This is a genomic window from Spirosoma humi, assembly GCF_054776575.1.
The window spans coordinates 61,652-77,466 of record NZ_BAAHBR010000008.1 but is presented as its reverse complement, the minus strand read 5'-3'; the positions used below and the strand labels follow the sequence as shown (position 1 = coordinate 77,466).

Below are 15,815 nucleotides of genomic sequence, written 5' to 3'. Positions count from 1 at the left end.
CTTCAGGGGATTTAGGGGTTTGCAGGCAACTTCTTATAAAAGGATAAAGACGTCCATTGATTTTTTGTCAGCCGATTGGCCAGGACCAATCCAGTGTCAATGGCTTTCTGTTCAATATCGGCAGCATCGGACTCGTAGAAGCCACTGACCACCAGATGCCCGTTTTCGGTTAATAGCTTGGTATAGGTGGGAATTTCGGCCAGCAACACGTTCCGATTAATATTGGCTAGTACAATCTCATAGCGACTGCCTGGGTCAACATCAGCAATCGTACCCATAAACACCCTGACTTGCGGACAGTCGTTTAGCTCGGCGTTTTCGCGGGTGTTTTCAACGGCCCACTCTTCAATGTCGAACGCCAGCACATCGCTTGCGCCCATTTTTGCCGCCAGTATCGCCAAAATGCCCGTTCCACTACCAACATCGAGCACTTTCTTCTCCACAAAATCAAGGCCAAGTTGCTGTTCCAGCATCATTGCCGTGGTTTCGTGATGACCCGTACCAAACGACATCTTGGGATCGATGACAATATCGTACCGAAATGGTCCCGATCTGCCGGTATGATTCGCAGTATGAAAAGACGCCCGCACCCGTACGGATGCGTCTGACCCGACACCGACCTCAATTGGCTCATAACTACGCTCCCACTCGGCATTCCAGTTCCTTTTTTCTAACGAATTGACTTCATAGGCTATTGCTGTTTGCCCAGCGTATTTAGCAATCAATTCCTGTACTGCCTGCTCATCAAAATCAGGTTCGATAATGTAGGCGTTCAGCCCCTCATCGGTTTCCACAAATGACTCGTAACCAAGCTCGGCCAGTTCGGCAGTAAGGATGTCGGTATAATCGGGCGACAGGCGCAATTGAAGTTCACTATAGTTCATACGTCAAAGTAACGAAAAACAGGCAAGCTCTTCGATTTACAATGCATTATCTGCCGACGTTCACTTTATTTTTCGCCCGTTTCCAACCTTTTGCCCACCTGGCTGCCCTTTGATCCGAAGCAGCAATTAAACTGATGTTCCGCTTGGCAACTCCGACCGATAAACATGAACAGGACCGAGTCATTACCGACCCGGTTGGGAGTGAGCCAGTCTGGAGCGACCCGGTCGATAAAGACATCGTTGAACGCTGCCGGGTCGCTGACCAGCCGGTAGCACAACGGGCAGCCCAGCGGCAACTCTTTGAGCAGTATAAGCGGGCCATGTTCTCAACGGCTTACCGTATTCTCAACGATTACGATCATGCCAACGACGCGCTTCAGGATGCATTCGTCGATGTCTTTCGCAACCTCGACCAGTTTACTTTCCGCTCAACGCTGGGGGCCTGGATTAAGACTATCGTGGTTCGTCGGGCCATTCGAAAACAGCAACTCGAAGGCCGGTTTCTGTCTATCGACGAAACCCTACACGACCAGCCCGCACCGTTTCGAGACACTCTTACGGGGGCAGAACTGGATGCCGCTATCCGAACATTGCCCGATGGTGCCCGAACCGTTTTTCTGCTAGTGGAGGTAGAAGGCTATACCCACAAAGAGGTGGCGGAGATGCTAGGCATTTCGGAAGGCACGTCGAAATCACAGGCGAGTTACGCCAAAAAATTACTGAGACATCGACTATCATGAGCGATTTAATGCCCCAACTGCCCGAATACGACCCTTACCCAGACCTTTGGGCCCTAATTGAGGCCGATTTACGGACCGATGAGCAATTGAGCCGTCGCCTTCCTGATCTACCATCCTACGAACCCAAAGCAAGTTTATGGGACGCCATCGAGCAGGACCTGAACACCCATGAACCAGCGAGAGTGCTCCCACTCTGGACTCAGCGTATAAACCGCCCCTTTTGGGCAAGTATAGCCGCAGCTGCCGTTGTTGTGTTGGTGGGCAGCTGGCTTTTGTTACGCCCCGAAGCAACGGACGATGTACGGATAGAATATGCCGTTGAGCAAACTGATACTGTACCCGGCAAAGAGCCGCTGGCCCCCGCGGATGCATCGTCGGCCGACAGGCGCGCCGAAGAGTTCATTGCCCGACAATGCGCCGAGCAGCAGTTGGCCTGCCAACGGCCCGAGGTGCACGAACTCCGTAATCAATTGACGAGCCTTACCGCCGAACAACAGCGCATCGAGCGCGAACAGCAAATTTTCGGTAGCGACCCAGATTTAGTTCGGGCGCAAGTCAAGATTGAAAATCAGCGGGCCGAAGTCACGAAAGAATTAATCACCCTCCTGCGCTCATGAAACGTCCGTTTATACCGGCAAAATTGCTCCTCTTATTGCTTTTCACGGCATCGCTTAGTTTCGCCCAAACACCAGTACAGGTTGTGACCAAGGTGATTGAGAAAGAATTCACATATTCTGAAGGCCAGCGCATTCGTTTGGCCGCCCAAAAAGCTGATGTAATCGTAAAGGGCTGGAGCCGTTCATCGGTTTCTGTCAGGTTGCGGCTTATTGCCAAGCACCCCGACCGGTCCGTTGCAGAACATGAAGTAGCCTATCATCAATACGCCCTAAAGTTAGAGAATGGACAGATTGACCTATCGAACCAGTTTGTCATTCCGCAAAGGGCTGCCAAACTGCAAAGTCAGCTCAAGGCTGTTTACGAAGTTAGTTTACCCAGTCGGATACTCTTGACGTTGATAAACTCTTTTGGCGACATTCGTTTGAGCGATATAGCCGGTGATGTTTCTGTAAACTTCGAATTCGGGAAACTTACGCTGAATGACATTGGCGGAAAACTAACCGTTATATCCAATTACGGCGATGTTGATGGCCACAACCTGGCAGCCGCGCTGACCATAAAGGCCAAGAAAGCAGATGTTGTCTTACAGGAATTAGGGGGAACGGTACAGATACAGAGCCAGTATGGCCGATTGTCATCAGAACTGGCTTCAGCCCTTACTTCACTAGCGATTGAAGCGGCCCGGACAGAGATTCTGGTCGTCACCAAGCGCCTGTCTGATTTTAGATTTGATGTTAGTACTGCCTACAGCGAAATTCGGCTTCCACAGGAATTTACCAGTCAGCTCAGTCGGCAAAGTGGCAAACAGCTTTTCAAATACCAGTTGCTCAGTCGAAAACCCGAGGTCATCATTCGAAATAGCTACAATACTGTACTTATCCAGGATGACAAATCACTTGTTGGCCGCTAGACTCCCTCTAAATTCCCTTCCAACACCATGAAATTTCACCACTTTATTACCCTCTGTTGTTTCCTGAGTCAATTCATCAGCCATGCCTACGGCCAGTCGGATTCCATAAGAACCGAACACAAAACGGAAGATGATACTATTTCCCGGAGCGAAATCCAGCGGGTCATCCGGTACATTACACGTGCTAATGTTGAGGAGAAAACGCTGATCAAGGTTGGGGTGCTTCCAAACTCCGCTTCGTTTACGCAAAACGGCTACGTAAACACCATTGGTTTCGATACGGAACTTTGTGTGGAGCGAAAACTTAGCCCCTCCTTCTCGGTGCTTTTAGGCCTTGATAACCAGATCCTGGCTAACGATGTCCCACATAATGCCTACGCTCGGCTGGTTGCTAGCTCCGGTCAGCCGACATGGCTCTTCGATGGTAGTTTCTCTATCCAGGCATCAGCCAAAGTAGCTGTTCGCTATTATTATAGCATGGCCCGGCGAATTAGGGAAGGAAAATCAGCCAATAATTTCTCGGGTACCTACATGGGGGTTCAGGCCAGGCGTCCTGTTTTTGCGTATACGCTGGTTCGTCGACGTGAACTCGCATCAGGCGAGTACCGCACTGAAAAAACGTCAAGTTCGCCAGGGTCATTCAATACGCTTTCGTTCGGATTACATTGGGGCATTCAGCAACGGCTGGGTAGTCGGGGTTACATCGACCTGAACGCTGGCCCGGTATTATCCTTCTTTGGCAGCAATCAACTCTACAACCTGCCAAGAACACAACAGCTGTCCTTACGGATTAACGCCGTCATTGGCTTAGGCTGGTAAGAAATTTTCGATCATTCTGAAGTCCATTTCATCCGGGATTACTACCTCATCTTAACCCTCTCAATATCATGAACGTCCGCCATATTCTTTCTTTTTTATTCGTTGTCTGGTCAACCATAACCTATACGTTTGGACAATCCGATTCGGTTAAGACAAAGCAGAAAACAAAAACTGATGCTATCTCCCGAAGCGAAATTCAGCGGGTCATCCGGTACATTACCCGAGCCAACATTGAAGAAAAAACGCTGATCAAGGTTGGCATCCTGCCTAACACGGCTTCATTTACCCAAGCGAATACATCAAATGGTGGTAGCATCGATATGGAGCTTAGTGTCGAGCGAAAACTTACCCCATCCTTTTCATTGCTTTTCGGTTTCGACAATAAATTCCAGATTTCTCATTTTCAGAATAGTTTATTCAATCAATCTGGTAGTCTTCCCAGCCAAGATCCACTATGGCTTCCTGATCGTAGTATAATTATAAATTCATCCGTTAAAGTGGCCGTTCGCTATTATTACAGCATGGCCCGGCGAATTAGAGAAGGTAAATCGGCCAATAATTTCTCGGGCACCTATATTGCTTTTCAGGCCAGGAGACCCACTTTATCATATACTCAGACGCGTAATCGGGAGTTTACAACCGGCGAATATCGTATCGACACTCAGATACCGCCTTTAGGTACACTTAACACACCTTCTTTCGGGTTGTTATGGGGAATTCAGCAACGGTTGGGTCGCCGGGGTTACATCGACCTGAATGCTGGCCCCGAAGTACGGGTTCTGGATGCGAATCGGGCTTACAACACCAATAACGGTTCAAAAACGCAACTATCCTTACGGGTTAACGCGATCATTGGCCTTGGCTGGTAGATAAACCCGGTTGCTGATTCGTTATAATGTACCACTTTTCATTTTTTTCAGCGACTCTTCTAGAGAAGTCACCATGGGCGAATTCCGTTCTTTTTCTTTCCTGACGGCTTTTTGCTGCCACTCCAGCGCTTCCGCCTTGCGGCCTAACCGGTAAAGGATATGCGCATACGTATCCATCAGGCTCCCGTCTTCCCGGTACTCAAGTGAGCGTTTTGACCAAGTCAGTGCTTTGTTCAGGTATATGGAATCACGCGTCATTTCCTGAAACTCCCAGGCAGCCTGATTCAACGCCGATACATAGCGTTGTGTATTCGGGAAAGCCATAACCGAAATCACCTGTCCGGGCGATGAGGGTCGGGTAACGCTTCCATTAGGCCCCGGAAATTCACCCCGCATCCGGCGCTGGCTCTCCAGTTCATCCAGTTTCTGAATCGAATCAACCCGGGCAGTCATGAATTGCCTGTCGTAATAGTCAGAAGCCATCCGCAGGTATTGAAGCGTATCCTGAACACCCCGAAAGTAGCGCATCATTACCCAGTTGTGGGCGGCCAGTCCATTTTTGTAATCGTTCTGATACGTTCTCAGCCTGAAGATGGCGGTTCTGTTGGCTAACTGGACGTTCTTGTCTTTGATTGCCTTTCGCAAAGAGTTGTTGGTAATGCGATTATTCAGTTCGACGGCCTTGTTCCAGCCAACCGCCTTGTAGAGGCTGTCCACTTTGGGATATGTACGTCGAAATACCGAATCAGCCTTACTTCCGACGATGGGTGCCTGTTCAAAAATAAACCGCAGCACCTGCCCGGATGTCAACGAATCGGCGGGTAAACTCGCCACGTAGGCATCCAGTGGTTCGGCGTTCGACAGGCCTAGCTCGCCAAACGATCGATGTAGCTGCGCATCAACCCCGACGAACGGTCCCCCCTGGCATAAGCGTCGGCCAGTGCCTTTAGCGGACGCTCCCGACTTTTGGTCAGGGCTTCTTCTGCTTTTTCGAGGTAGGCTCTGTCAAAGCTTGTTGTGCCACAAAAGCGGGTCAGCGGATTTTCGTCGGCATCCAGGTATACCGATGATGGGGTACATTCTACCTCAAGTTTTTCGACCAGCTCTTTACCGATGCCGCTTGTTCCATCTGTACGAAAACTAATATAATGGAGTTGAAATGGCTCGCGCATCAGGGGGCTTCTGAAAGCCGCTGAAGCGACTTCTCCACAGCCTCCACACTTGGGTTGATCCAGCTGTAGAAACAATAGTTTCTTTTCTTTTTTGGCTTTCTTTACGGCATCAGCCCAAGTGCCTTTTTCAAAAACAATGCCCTGGGCAGGCGATAGTACAGGAATTAATGTCAGTAAGACTAGTAGTGTATAAACGACTTTCATACGTGGGTAAAGTTGAAGATATGGACTCGAAATATATGGAAACAATTAAATACTCCAAGTGATTGATTAGCAAACTAGCCACTATCTGGGTAATGAATAAACCGGGCATAAAAACGTAACCATTCCTTAACAAATGCCCGCCTTCACGGGCGCAATGTGTGTTGTTTTACGTTTGTTACTCTTTACTTTGTCTACCATGACGAATGCTTTTTTGATCATCGATACGCAGTTTGATTTCTGTCATCCAGACGGGGCCTTATTTGTACCAGGGGCGGAGCAGGATGTTGAGCGCATGGCGGGCCTTATCCGGGAGCACGCCCATCAGATTGACCATATTGTGGTTACGCTCGATACCCATCATGTGCTGGACATCGCCCATCCGCATTTCTGGCATGATGCCGCGGGGAAGCATCCAGAACCGTTTACCCAGATTACGGCGTCCGATGTGGATGCTGGTCGGTGGGTACCCCGTTTTTCGGCCGAGAAAGCCTGCCATTACATCCATGCGCTCGAAGCCGATGGGCAATTCATGCATTTCATCTGGCCCGAGCATTGCCTGATCGGTTCACGCGGAGCTGCCCTGCACGATACCCTACTCAATGCACTTAAGGACTGGTCTCGTCAGCGGGATCTGGACTATGTAGCCATACAAAAAGGGCTGTATCCATTAACCGAACACTTTGGCATTTTTCGGGCGCAGGTGCCTGACCCAGTTATCCCCGAAACTCAACTAAACACGAATCTTATTGCTGACTTAGCCCGTTTTGATGCCGTTTACCTTATGGGGGAAGCGAAATCGCACTGTGTAGCCAACAGCCTGAAGCAATTGCTGGATGTTGCCTCCGAGCTGGTGGCCAAGGTCGTTGTCGTAACAGATTGCATGTCGGACGTAACGGGTTTGGGGCATCTGGCTGATCCAATTTATGCCGAAGCCCGAGCCAGACAGGTGCGTTTTATTGATTCTGGTTCTATTTTTTCAAATGACTCGGCGCTTTAGACGCCGTTGAAGAGACTATTTTTCGCAAAAACCTCTATCTTTTCGGCTCTATGGAAAAGACGCTTTCGCTGTTCCCGCTCAATCTGGTCGTTTATCCTGGCGAGGATTTAAATCTGCACATTTTCGAACCGCGCTACCGCCAACTCATCGACGAGTGCCTGGAGGAAGAAAAGACTTTTGGCATACCCGCTTTTTTGAATAACAAACTACCTGGCTACGGTACGGAAATGCACGTAACAACGCTGCACAAACGCTATCCCGATGGCCGGATGGACATTAAATCGAAAGGTCTGGGCGTTTTCCGCCTGGTGAATTTCGAAAATCCCCTGTCCGGCAAGCTCTATGCCGGTGGCGAAGTCGAATTAATTGAATCAGGAGATAGTTTTAGCGCCCATTCTTCGGCACTGACCGAGCGGCTGGAGCGACTTTATGAGCTGCTCCAGATTGAAACGGATTATGGCCCTTCAACCGAAAATCTCTCTTACCGTGTAGCCCATAAGGTTGGCCTATCTATTGAACAGGAATACGAGCTTTTAACCCTTGAAACCGAAGCCGAACGCCAGCTTTTTCTAATCCAGCACCTCAACAATGTGTTGCCGGTTGTATCCGATATGGAGCGGACTAAGCAACGCATTCGGATGAACGGCCATTTCAAAAACCTTGACCCGCTGAATTTCTAATGAACCAGTGATTCCCTCCCTTAACCATTAATTTTTCTCTTCTACCTTTCCGACTTTCCTGGCTCGTTTAGGCAGTTGGTCGGCCAATTCCTGGAAGTTTTTAATGGGTGGACGTGGCTTCTCGGCCTCGCCGATCAGAAAGCCATAGGGTTTAAGGGCTTCGATCGAGTCAAACACAACTTTCAGAATTGCCGTCATGGGTAGGGCCAGTACAAGGCCTGGAAGGCCCCAGACATTTTCCCACAGGATCAGAACAACAATGGCCGCCAGTGGATTGATACTAACTTTAGAACCGACAATGTACGGGGTGATAAAGTTGCCTTCCAGCGTTTGTACAAACAGAAAAACCCCAATAACACCCAGCGCCTTAATTGGGTTGTCCTGGGTTACGAGCGTATAGGCCGCCGGGAGCAATGACCCCATCGAGATACCGAAATAAGGAATGAGCACCAGGCAGGCTCCAAAAAAGCCAAAAAACACAGCGTAATCAACACCCAGAATGAGCAGTCCAACTGTCATCAGGGTGCCGATGATAAGAATGACCAGCACCAGACCAGCCAGATAATCTTTTACTACTTCATAAATCCGGCTCATTACATCGTCAATCTTCGACCGGCGCGTATCTTCGAATACTTTGTAGAAGAACGAGCGAAAGAAGTCGCGGTAAAGCAGGAAAAAGAAGGCAAACAACAAGATTAGGAAGAGATTCGTGATAATGCTGGTGGTGGCTAGCAAGGTTGTTGTCAGGATGGTGCCCCCTTCGGCCAGGGCCTGATTCAGGTACTTTTGAATTTCCGATACCTGTCGTTGCCGATCAATATTCAGCTTCTCATCCGCAAAAGTCCGCAGGCTGTTGATATAAGCCGTTCCCTTTTCAACAAATTTGGGTATAACTTCCGAAAAATTACTAATCTGAACCGAGACACCCCAGAACAAAGCCGTCAATACACCTAATGTCAATACCAGGCACAGAACGATTGCCAGTACCCTGGGCACACGCCAGTTTTCGAGCCGATTTGCTAATGGAAAGAGTAAAACGGCAAACAGAATAGCAAAAACCAACGGAATTAGTAACCCTTGTAAGACATGCAGACCGTAGACAATAACGACGATAGACAGCAGTACACAAATTAATTTTGCATAGGCAGGGAGTTTGATTTCCCGTGGGCGGATATTCATGATAGATGTAGGGAAAAGCGCAAACTGTAGCCGTTATTTTTGTTAATTTTGGTTTGTGGACTGATGTAACCAACCCGAAAATTTCGTATTTGTTCAATAAACTAGCCGTCCTGCGTCAGGAATAACAAACTCATTTTCACATGGTAGCCGACGAAAACCTACCGTTCGGAGGTGTTAAGTTTTTGTTAAGTATGCATTCCTGATTCGTAACGTTGCGGATAAGCCGCGTAACTTCGGGCTGCCGATCAATCGGTAACCTTGCAACAAGGTAAACCATTCTTATCAAACCAGTTCTGTATGAGTGCTGCCAAGGCTGCTCAACCTCTGCACCGCGTTTTAGTCGTTGACGATGACGCCGATATTGTGGAGATGCTCGAATACAACCTAGACAAGGAGGGATACGATGTCCGTACCGCAACCGATGGCCGCAAAGCCGTTGAAATTGCCAAGACGTATATGCCCGAATTAGTTCTGCTCGATATTATGATGCCTCATATGGATGGCATTGAAGCCGGACGCCAGTTACGCAATATACCCGAATTGCGCCAGACGTTCATCCTGTATTTGACAGCCCGCTCGGAAGAATACTCCGAAGTAGCGGCTTTCGATGTTGGTGCCGATGACTACATTACCAAACCCATCAAGCCCCGCGCCCTGATGAGCCGGATCAATGCTCTATTCCGGCGTGAAGCGCAGAAAGCAGACCCTGGCGAACAGATTGCCATTGCAGACCTGCTGATCAATCGCAAAAACTATTCTGTTAGTCAGAATGATAAGTCGGTGATTTTGCCAAAGAAAGAGTTCGAACTGTTGTTTTTTCTGGCTCAACACCCCAACAAAGTTTGCAGCCGGGAAGAGCTATTGCAAAAGATATGGGGTGCCGATATCTATGTACTCGAGCGCACGGTAGACGTTCACATCCGCAAACTCCGCGAAAAAATCGGTGATACCCACATTCGCACCCTCAAAGGCGTTGGGTATATGTTTACCGACCAACCCGAATAAAGAGCGAAAGAATGAACGAGTGAACGAGCGAATTACACTGGTATGTTTTTCGCTCTTTCACTCGTTCATTCTTTCACCTTTTTATCTTTACCTCATGTCCCTGAGCCCCCGCTTAATTGCGCTCTTACTGGCCTGCCTGATCTCGGCGTTGACGCTGGCGTTTTTGACGTTTGTGGAAGGCGTTACCAGCACCATGCTCTTTGTGGTGGGCATTTCGTCGTTTATTATCTCTTTTTTTCTGGTTTACTACGCTATCGAGCTCCTTGTGTTTCGGGAGGTGAATAAGATGTATAAAACCATTCACAAACTAAAGATTCGCGACTTCAACATCTCCCGAAAGTCGATCATTAAGAACACGAATCCGTTCAAGAAACTGAACGATGAGATTTTTGTGTACGTCGCCCGGAAGCAAAAAGAGATTGACGAACTAAAGCGGCTGGAACTTTTCCGACGGGAGTTTCTGGCCGATGTATCGCACGAACTGAAGACGCCGATCTTTGCCGCTCAGGGCTTTATTCATACGCTGATTGATGGTGCCGTGGATGACGAAAAAGTGCGCGACAAATTTCTGGCCAAAGCCGCCCGAAGCCTCGATGGTCTCGATGCGCTGGTTAAGGATCTGGTCGCCCTTTCGCAACTGGAAACGGGCGAAGTGCGTATGAACTTCGAACGGGTCGACCTGGCGCATGTTACGCAGGATATTTTCGAACAGTTGGAAACTATCGCCCATGCAAAAAACACGTCGCTTCTGCTAAAAAGCGCTCATTCCGGGCCTGTGTGGGTAAAGGCCGATGTGCAGCGTATCACTCAGGTAATGACAAACCTGATTGAAAACGCAGTGAAGTACGGCAATGAAAATGGCCGTGTGCAGGTAAATTTCGAAGACGATAAAAAATCCGTACTTGTATCCATTCGCGACGACGGGCCCGGCATTCCGCCTGAACACCTGAGCCGCATTTTCGAACGCTTTTACCGGGTTGAAAAAAGCCGCTCCAAAGACCGGGGCGGAACAGGCCTGGGTCTGGCGATCGTCAAACATATTCTAAATGCTCATAAAGCTAAGATCTCAGTGATGAGCAAAGTAGATCGGGGCACCACCTTCCGGTTTAAGCTGGAGCGTATGGACTGATGTGACCTGATGGTATTGAATTAAATCATTCGCTTCAGTACAAAGCTCGTCACGATAATCTGGCCATTTCGCCGAACCAGAATCGATACTTCTTTGCCTTCTCCTTTCTGAAGTATTTTATAGATATCACTGACAGTCAATTCATTACTGGAGTTATTGTTGACAAATAATACTTCGTCTCCTTCTACTAAACCGGCCAGATCGGCGGGTGAGCCTGCAACGACTTTATCGACGTAATAATTACGAAATCGTTCACCTTTGGCACGAAGCTCCATGCCACTCATGTCATGCTCAAAGGTTTCTCTCAGGAGCCGCTTGATGGGCTTCATGACGATATAACGATCCGGATAATTGAACGTGACATTGAAACGGCGGAGCAATTCACAACCTACGTTTCCCTGCCGCTCCGGCATGTCGACCAACTTCATGCCAAATCCGAGGCTATCCGGAAACGATGCCAGGATATTATCCAGCTCATAGCGCCCAAACCGAACTTTCTGAATACGCCCCATAACCCCATTGATGACACCGTTGAGCCCACGCCCCAACTGGGCCCGAATACTCTTTATGGGCATTGGCATGGAGGCCGTACTCCGGGAGCGATCGAGCAGCAGCGCATGCCCGGCACCCGTATCCAGTACAACGCGTAGCGGCAGACTCTTTTCTCCATCAAATACCGACAAGGCATCTGTATAGGCTTTTGTATCTTGGATTGTGATCGGATAACGGTCGCCTTTCCGCTTCTTATAGCTGTATCGCTCCGGCTTCATCAGAGTTATTTCATGCCGCTGAAAGTCTACGTTTACGACGAAGTTGGCGAAGATCTCGTAACCAAAAATACCGTGGACAGGTGTTCCTACGTATTCTGACAACCTCAGAATATCTTCATCCAGAATAACCAGATTATGGTGCGCTGCCCGTAGGCCACCCATCATCAATGTATTATCAATGGCAATAGAAGCGGTTAGACTTCCCCCCTCGCCTGCTCCGCTGATCTTCACTTTACGCGTCAGTGTGAGCGGCTTTTTACGAAAAGCGCTAGGGTCGGTAATGATGGTGTTGCTAACGCCCGTATCCAGAATGAACCGGAGTGTATCTGACCCATTGATGCTCACTGGAACGATAATCAAATTCGAATGGAGCTGAAATGGAATCCGCGTCCAGGAGCGATTGTCGGCAATAAAAAATCCATAACGCTCCTTATCGGGTGTACGATCTTTGGCCTTGGCGGCTTTGCGTTCCTGATCATCTCCCCAGGCAACGGCATAGATGCCTAATAGCCCGATTATCAATGCCAGCGTTTTCATACCGTAGATTTTTTACATTAAAAATACTCATTTTTTTATCCGAATAACACAATAATCATAAAGTTAGTTTATGCGCTATTCAGATAGCGGTTTATACTTATTGATAGGTAATCAAAATTTAGTGTCTGCGGGGCAAGGTCTTCGGCTGAAAAGCCCTAATTTCGCCCAAAAATACCTGTGAAGCTATATTGCTATCGGGCTTAAGAATCTGATTCTGAATTTATTATTAATGATCTATGCGTAAGAAAATCGTTGCCGGCAACTGGAAAATGAATAAGACATCCGAAGAAGCGAAAGCGCTGTTATCGGAAGTAATCAACATGGTAAAAGATGAGGTTACGGGTGACGTAGAAGTTGTGCTCTGCCCGCCAGCGTTGTACCTAGCGACTGCTCGGCAATACGTAACAGCTGGTGGTAAGGTTGCGCTGGGTGCCCAAAACTGCCACGAGAAAGCGTCTGGTGCCTACACCGGCGAGATTTCGGCACCTATGCTCCAATCAATTGGTGTTGAATACGTTATCCTCGGCCACAGTGAACGGCGACAGTATTTTAACGAAACAAATGCACAACTGGCGGAGAAAGTGAACATGGCGCTAGAGAATGGGCTGAAGCCTATCTTCTGCTGCGGTGAATCCCGCGATCTGCGCGAGAACGGTGATTACATTGCCTTTGTCAAAGACCAGATCACCGAAAGTCTGTTTCATCTTTCGGCCGAGTCGTTTGCCAACATCGTTATTGCCTATGAACCGATCTGGGCAATTGGCACTGGCCTGACGGCTTCATCGGCACAGGCGCAGGATATGCACTTTGAATTGCGTCAGCACATTGCCAGCCAATACGGAGATTCAGTAGCGCAGGATACAACGATTTTGTACGGTGGCAGCGCCAACGCGCAAAATGCCGAAGAGCTTTTCGCACGTCCCGATGTAGATGGCGGCCTCATTGGTGGAGCCTCCCTCAAATCCCGCGATTTTCTAACCGTCGTGAAGGCGGCACAATAAACTTCAATGTTGACTGATAGAATGCCTGAATGATTGAATAGGTAGATACTTCAGCTGTTCAATCATTCAGGCATTCTATCAGTCAACATTCATAACTGGTTATGACAGCCGCCTATTACATCGACAAGTTTGCTATGCAACCTCATCCCGAGGGTGGCTACTTTGTCGAAACTTACCGCTCTGCTGAGTTGATTCCGCAAACAGGACTACCGGATCGGTTCGGTGGGGCCCGTTCATTTGGTACCGCGATTTATTTTCTGCTTGAAAGTCACCATATTTCGGCCCTTCACCGGATTGCATCCGACGAGATCTGGCATTTCTACGCTGGCGGTGCGCTTGACATTTTTGTTATTACACCAACTGGCGAGTTAACCCTTATTCGCCTGGGTAATGATCCCGAACAGGGTGATGTGTTTCAGGCGGTTGTGCCCGCGGGCTGCTGGTTTGGTTCCAAGCCAGCCTTGGGTTCCGATTTCTCTTTAGTAGGCTGCACCGTAGCACCCGGCTTCGATTTTACCGATTTCGAAATGGCCAATCAGGAAACGCTCCTGCGTGAATTCCCACAACACAAGGAGGTAATTGAGAAACTATCTGAAACTCACATTCCCAAATTTTGACACAACCCGTACTTTAGTACCGGAGCCGCTTCCTACTTTGCCAACATACTGCTTGGTGAGCCGTGGCCCACGGTGATTGTCGTTATCACTGGGCTGCGCGCTAAAATGCATGGCTGAGCCTGATCCGTAATTGAAATTGCCATAACTCACGGTTACATCGAAATCGCAGTCGTTATCGTTGTTCAGTGGTAAGCCAATGGACGAATAAGCGGCCTGGATATTCAGGTTCTCGGCCGTTTTGGGCAATTGATCAATGCGGAAGCCACTCGAGAACTCGATTTTAATCTTACCCGATTCGCGCAGCGTACCAATTTTGGCCCCAGAGTAATTGATATCGGCGTCCAGTTTTCCCACGTTGCCAATGCTCATTTTACCGAATTTATTGGTTAATACCAGCACATTTGCTCGGGATAGTTCGAGATCGCCATACGCCATATCGACCTTACCCTGCCCCAAATTACCAATATCGGCTTTGCCATAAGCGACATCAATATCGTTCTGACGACTGGTCAGGTCATCGGCACTAAAGTTACCGTATCGGCTATAGACCGTTAAGGGAGCCTGAAACGCCGGGATGTTTGTGTTCCCGAACTTATTTCGTACGCTTAACGCATTCTGCCGGGGCATCATCACTTCATAATTGATCTTGACAAAATTGCGCTCACCGCCGTCTTTCCACTTACCGAAGCTCCAGTTTGAAACGCTGTTTTGGCTAAAATTTGTACGAACCATGATTTGGTTACCCGTACGTTTTTCTTCGATCGAGACCGCGTCCAGAAACTTCTGAACACGTTCGTCGGAATCAGAATTGGCAACGATTGTAATCTGAACCCGAATTTCACTCTTGTCCCATAAGCCAACCGATACCTGGCCGAACTGATTGTCGATCAACAAATTATCATTACTGCTCACATCAAACAGTTTGATAATGGTCTTCTTCTTTTCAATTGTGCTAAGCTCTACTTGCTCCTCGGCCCAGGTAAGCATTGGGAGCAGGCACAACAATAGACTACACAGGATTTTCATGAGTTTGTTGTTTAATGCGCTGAATAACGCGCAACTGTTCATTGAGCAGGTTGATCTGAAGTTGCAAATTCTGTATCATGGCCTGAATGAGCACTTCCTGATTCGGGTTTTGAGGCAAATCGGCTTTTAATGATTTATATGACTTTTCGAGCCGCACAAGGTCGGTTGCAAACTCTTGGTAAAGCGCCGGATTGTCTTCCGTCATCTGTTTCAGTTCAGCCCGTTTATCATCAATCAACCGCGTGTATTGCACAACTTCTTTGGCATACATAGGACTGGCGGCTACTACATCAGGCTGGTGCGTAACACCGTACTGTTGATTCATATACATAAAAGCGCCCGCCAGCAGGAGTACAGCAATGGATGCTGCTACGCGCCAATCAAGTGAGGGCCAGCCAATCTGCCTACCGCCCATCCGCGATCCTTTACCATCGGCGGAGAGGGTTTGGTCGGGATTTTTATGAATCTGGGTAAACGGCGACTCCCGATTGGGTTGCTGCTTATCCAGCCCACTTTCTATTCGTTGCCACAAATTGTTCGGTGGCTCTTTGTCGTCAAAGGCTTCGCGGTTGTCACGGACGAAGCGTTCAAGATTATCCTTTTTCATGTTAGGTTTGTCGAATCAGTTAATTGACTCGTCGTTCGTATTTGTCAGTTG

At 48.5% G+C, this 15,815-nt stretch carries 18 protein-coding genes; 11 read left to right on the top strand and 7 right to left on the bottom strand.

Annotation, left to right across the window (positions count from 1 at the left end):
- Nucleotides 1-11 precede the first annotated feature (11 nt).
- Nucleotides 12-884, bottom strand: coding sequence for a 50S ribosomal protein L11 methyltransferase (gene prmA / locus ACYU8Y_RS08860; protein ID WP_460936295.1), 873 nt, complete (start codon nucleotides 882-884; stop codon nucleotides 12-14).
- Between the two features lie 134 nt (nucleotides 885-1,018).
- On the opposite strand from prmA, the gene ACYU8Y_RS08855 reads away from it, so the two are divergent.
- The 5 genes from ACYU8Y_RS08855 (at nucleotide 1,019) to ACYU8Y_RS08835 (ending at nucleotide 4,840) form a co-directional block, all read left to right on the top strand.
- The gene (locus tag ACYU8Y_RS08855) at nucleotides 1,019-1,624 is read left to right on the top strand and encodes an RNA polymerase sigma factor (RefSeq protein ID WP_460936293.1); all 606 of its coding nucleotides are present in this window, start codon (nucleotides 1,019-1,021) and stop codon (nucleotides 1,622-1,624) included.
- Nucleotides 1,621-2,241 carry a hypothetical protein gene (locus tag ACYU8Y_RS08850; protein ID WP_460936291.1) on the top strand — a complete coding sequence of 207 codons (621 nt, stop codon included), beginning with the start codon at nucleotides 1,621-1,623 and terminating at the stop codon, nucleotides 2,239-2,241. Before ACYU8Y_RS08855 ends, ACYU8Y_RS08850 begins: the two co-directional genes overlap by 4 nt.
- Entirely contained in the window at nucleotides 2,238-3,152 is a 915-nt protein-coding gene (locus ACYU8Y_RS08845) for a DUF4097 family beta strand repeat-containing protein (protein ID WP_460936289.1), read from the top strand. Before ACYU8Y_RS08850 ends, ACYU8Y_RS08845 begins: the two co-directional genes overlap by 4 nt.
- A 27-nt stretch (nucleotides 3,153-3,179) precedes the next feature.
- Entirely contained in the window at nucleotides 3,180-3,971 is a 792-nt protein-coding gene (locus ACYU8Y_RS08840) for a hypothetical protein (RefSeq protein WP_460936287.1), read from the top strand.
- 68 nt (nucleotides 3,972-4,039) lie between these two features.
- Nucleotides 4,040-4,840, top strand: coding sequence for a hypothetical protein (locus ACYU8Y_RS08835; RefSeq protein WP_460936285.1), 801 nt, complete (start codon nucleotides 4,040-4,042; stop codon nucleotides 4,838-4,840).
- A 21-nt stretch (nucleotides 4,841-4,861) separates the two neighbouring features.
- Here the strand turns inward: ACYU8Y_RS08835 and ACYU8Y_RS08830 are convergent, their stop codons facing one another.
- Complete coding sequence (locus ACYU8Y_RS08830; RefSeq protein WP_460936283.1) at nucleotides 4,862-5,674, bottom strand: hypothetical protein; 813 nt, start codon at nucleotides 5,672-5,674, stop codon at nucleotides 4,862-4,864.
- A 32-nt stretch (nucleotides 5,675-5,706) separates the two neighbouring features.
- Entirely contained in the window at nucleotides 5,707-6,216 is a 510-nt protein-coding gene (locus ACYU8Y_RS08825; protein ID WP_460936281.1) for a hypothetical protein, read from the bottom strand.
- Nucleotides 6,217-6,412: 196 nt separating this feature from the next.
- On the opposite strand from ACYU8Y_RS08825, the gene ACYU8Y_RS08820 reads away from it, so the two are divergent.
- Both ACYU8Y_RS08820 and ACYU8Y_RS08815 read left to right on the top strand, forming a co-directional pair.
- The gene (locus ACYU8Y_RS08820) at nucleotides 6,413-7,213 is read left to right on the top strand and encodes a cysteine hydrolase family protein (protein ID WP_460936279.1); all 801 of its coding nucleotides are present in this window, start codon (nucleotides 6,413-6,415) and stop codon (nucleotides 7,211-7,213) included.
- Between the two features lie 50 nt (nucleotides 7,214-7,263).
- On the top strand, nucleotides 7,264-7,893 hold the full coding sequence (locus tag ACYU8Y_RS08815) for an LON peptidase substrate-binding domain-containing protein (RefSeq protein ID WP_460936277.1): 630 nt from the start codon (nucleotides 7,264-7,266) through the stop codon (nucleotides 7,891-7,893).
- 27 nt (nucleotides 7,894-7,920) lie between these two features.
- On the opposite strand, the gene ACYU8Y_RS08810 is transcribed toward ACYU8Y_RS08815, so the two are convergent.
- On the bottom strand, nucleotides 7,921-9,072 hold the full coding sequence (locus ACYU8Y_RS08810; RefSeq protein WP_460936275.1) for an AI-2E family transporter: 1,152 nt from the start codon (nucleotides 9,070-9,072) through the stop codon (nucleotides 7,921-7,923).
- A 297-nt stretch (nucleotides 9,073-9,369) separates the two neighbouring features.
- On the opposite strand from ACYU8Y_RS08810, the gene ACYU8Y_RS08805 reads away from it, so the two are divergent.
- Both ACYU8Y_RS08805 and ACYU8Y_RS08800 read left to right on the top strand, forming a co-directional pair.
- Nucleotides 9,370-10,077, top strand: a complete 708-nt coding sequence (locus tag ACYU8Y_RS08805; protein WP_046578271.1) for a response regulator transcription factor — start codon at nucleotides 9,370-9,372, stop codon at nucleotides 10,075-10,077.
- 94 nt (nucleotides 10,078-10,171) lie between these two features.
- Nucleotides 10,172-11,206, top strand: coding sequence for a sensor histidine kinase (locus ACYU8Y_RS08800; RefSeq protein WP_460936272.1), 1,035 nt, complete (start codon nucleotides 10,172-10,174; stop codon nucleotides 11,204-11,206).
- A gap of 20 nt (nucleotides 11,207-11,226) precedes the next feature.
- Here ACYU8Y_RS08800 and ACYU8Y_RS08795 read toward each other — a convergent pair whose 3' ends face one another.
- Complete coding sequence (locus tag ACYU8Y_RS08795; protein WP_460936271.1) at nucleotides 11,227-12,513, bottom strand: aspartyl protease family protein; 1,287 nt, start codon at nucleotides 12,511-12,513, stop codon at nucleotides 11,227-11,229.
- A gap of 236 nt (nucleotides 12,514-12,749) precedes the next feature.
- Here ACYU8Y_RS08795 and tpiA point away from each other — a divergent pair, with 236 nt between their 5' ends.
- Nucleotides 12,750-13,514 (top strand): triose-phosphate isomerase, encoded by a 765-nt coding sequence (tpiA, locus tag ACYU8Y_RS08790; protein ID WP_460936269.1) that lies wholly within the window; start codon nucleotides 12,750-12,752, stop codon nucleotides 13,512-13,514.
- Nucleotides 13,515-13,615: 101 nt separating this feature from the next.
- Nucleotides 13,616-14,131: a cupin domain-containing protein gene (locus ACYU8Y_RS08785; protein WP_460936268.1), complete on the top strand. Its 516-nt coding sequence runs from the start codon at nucleotides 13,616-13,618 to the stop codon at nucleotides 14,129-14,131.
- Here ACYU8Y_RS08785 and ACYU8Y_RS08780 read toward each other — a convergent pair.
- Together ACYU8Y_RS08780 and ACYU8Y_RS08775 are read right to left on the bottom strand one after the other, a co-directional pair.
- Entirely contained in the window at nucleotides 14,102-15,157 is a 1,056-nt protein-coding gene (locus tag ACYU8Y_RS08780; RefSeq protein ID WP_460936266.1) for a hypothetical protein, read from the bottom strand. The two genes, ACYU8Y_RS08785 and ACYU8Y_RS08780, sit on opposite strands and share 30 nt — an antisense overlap.
- A complete protein-coding gene (locus ACYU8Y_RS08775; RefSeq protein ID WP_460936264.1) occupies nucleotides 15,141-15,764 on the bottom strand; it encodes a hypothetical protein in 624 nt (207 codons plus the stop codon). Before ACYU8Y_RS08775 ends, ACYU8Y_RS08780 begins: the two co-directional genes overlap by 17 nt.
- Nucleotides 15,765-15,815: the final 51 nt, after the last annotated feature.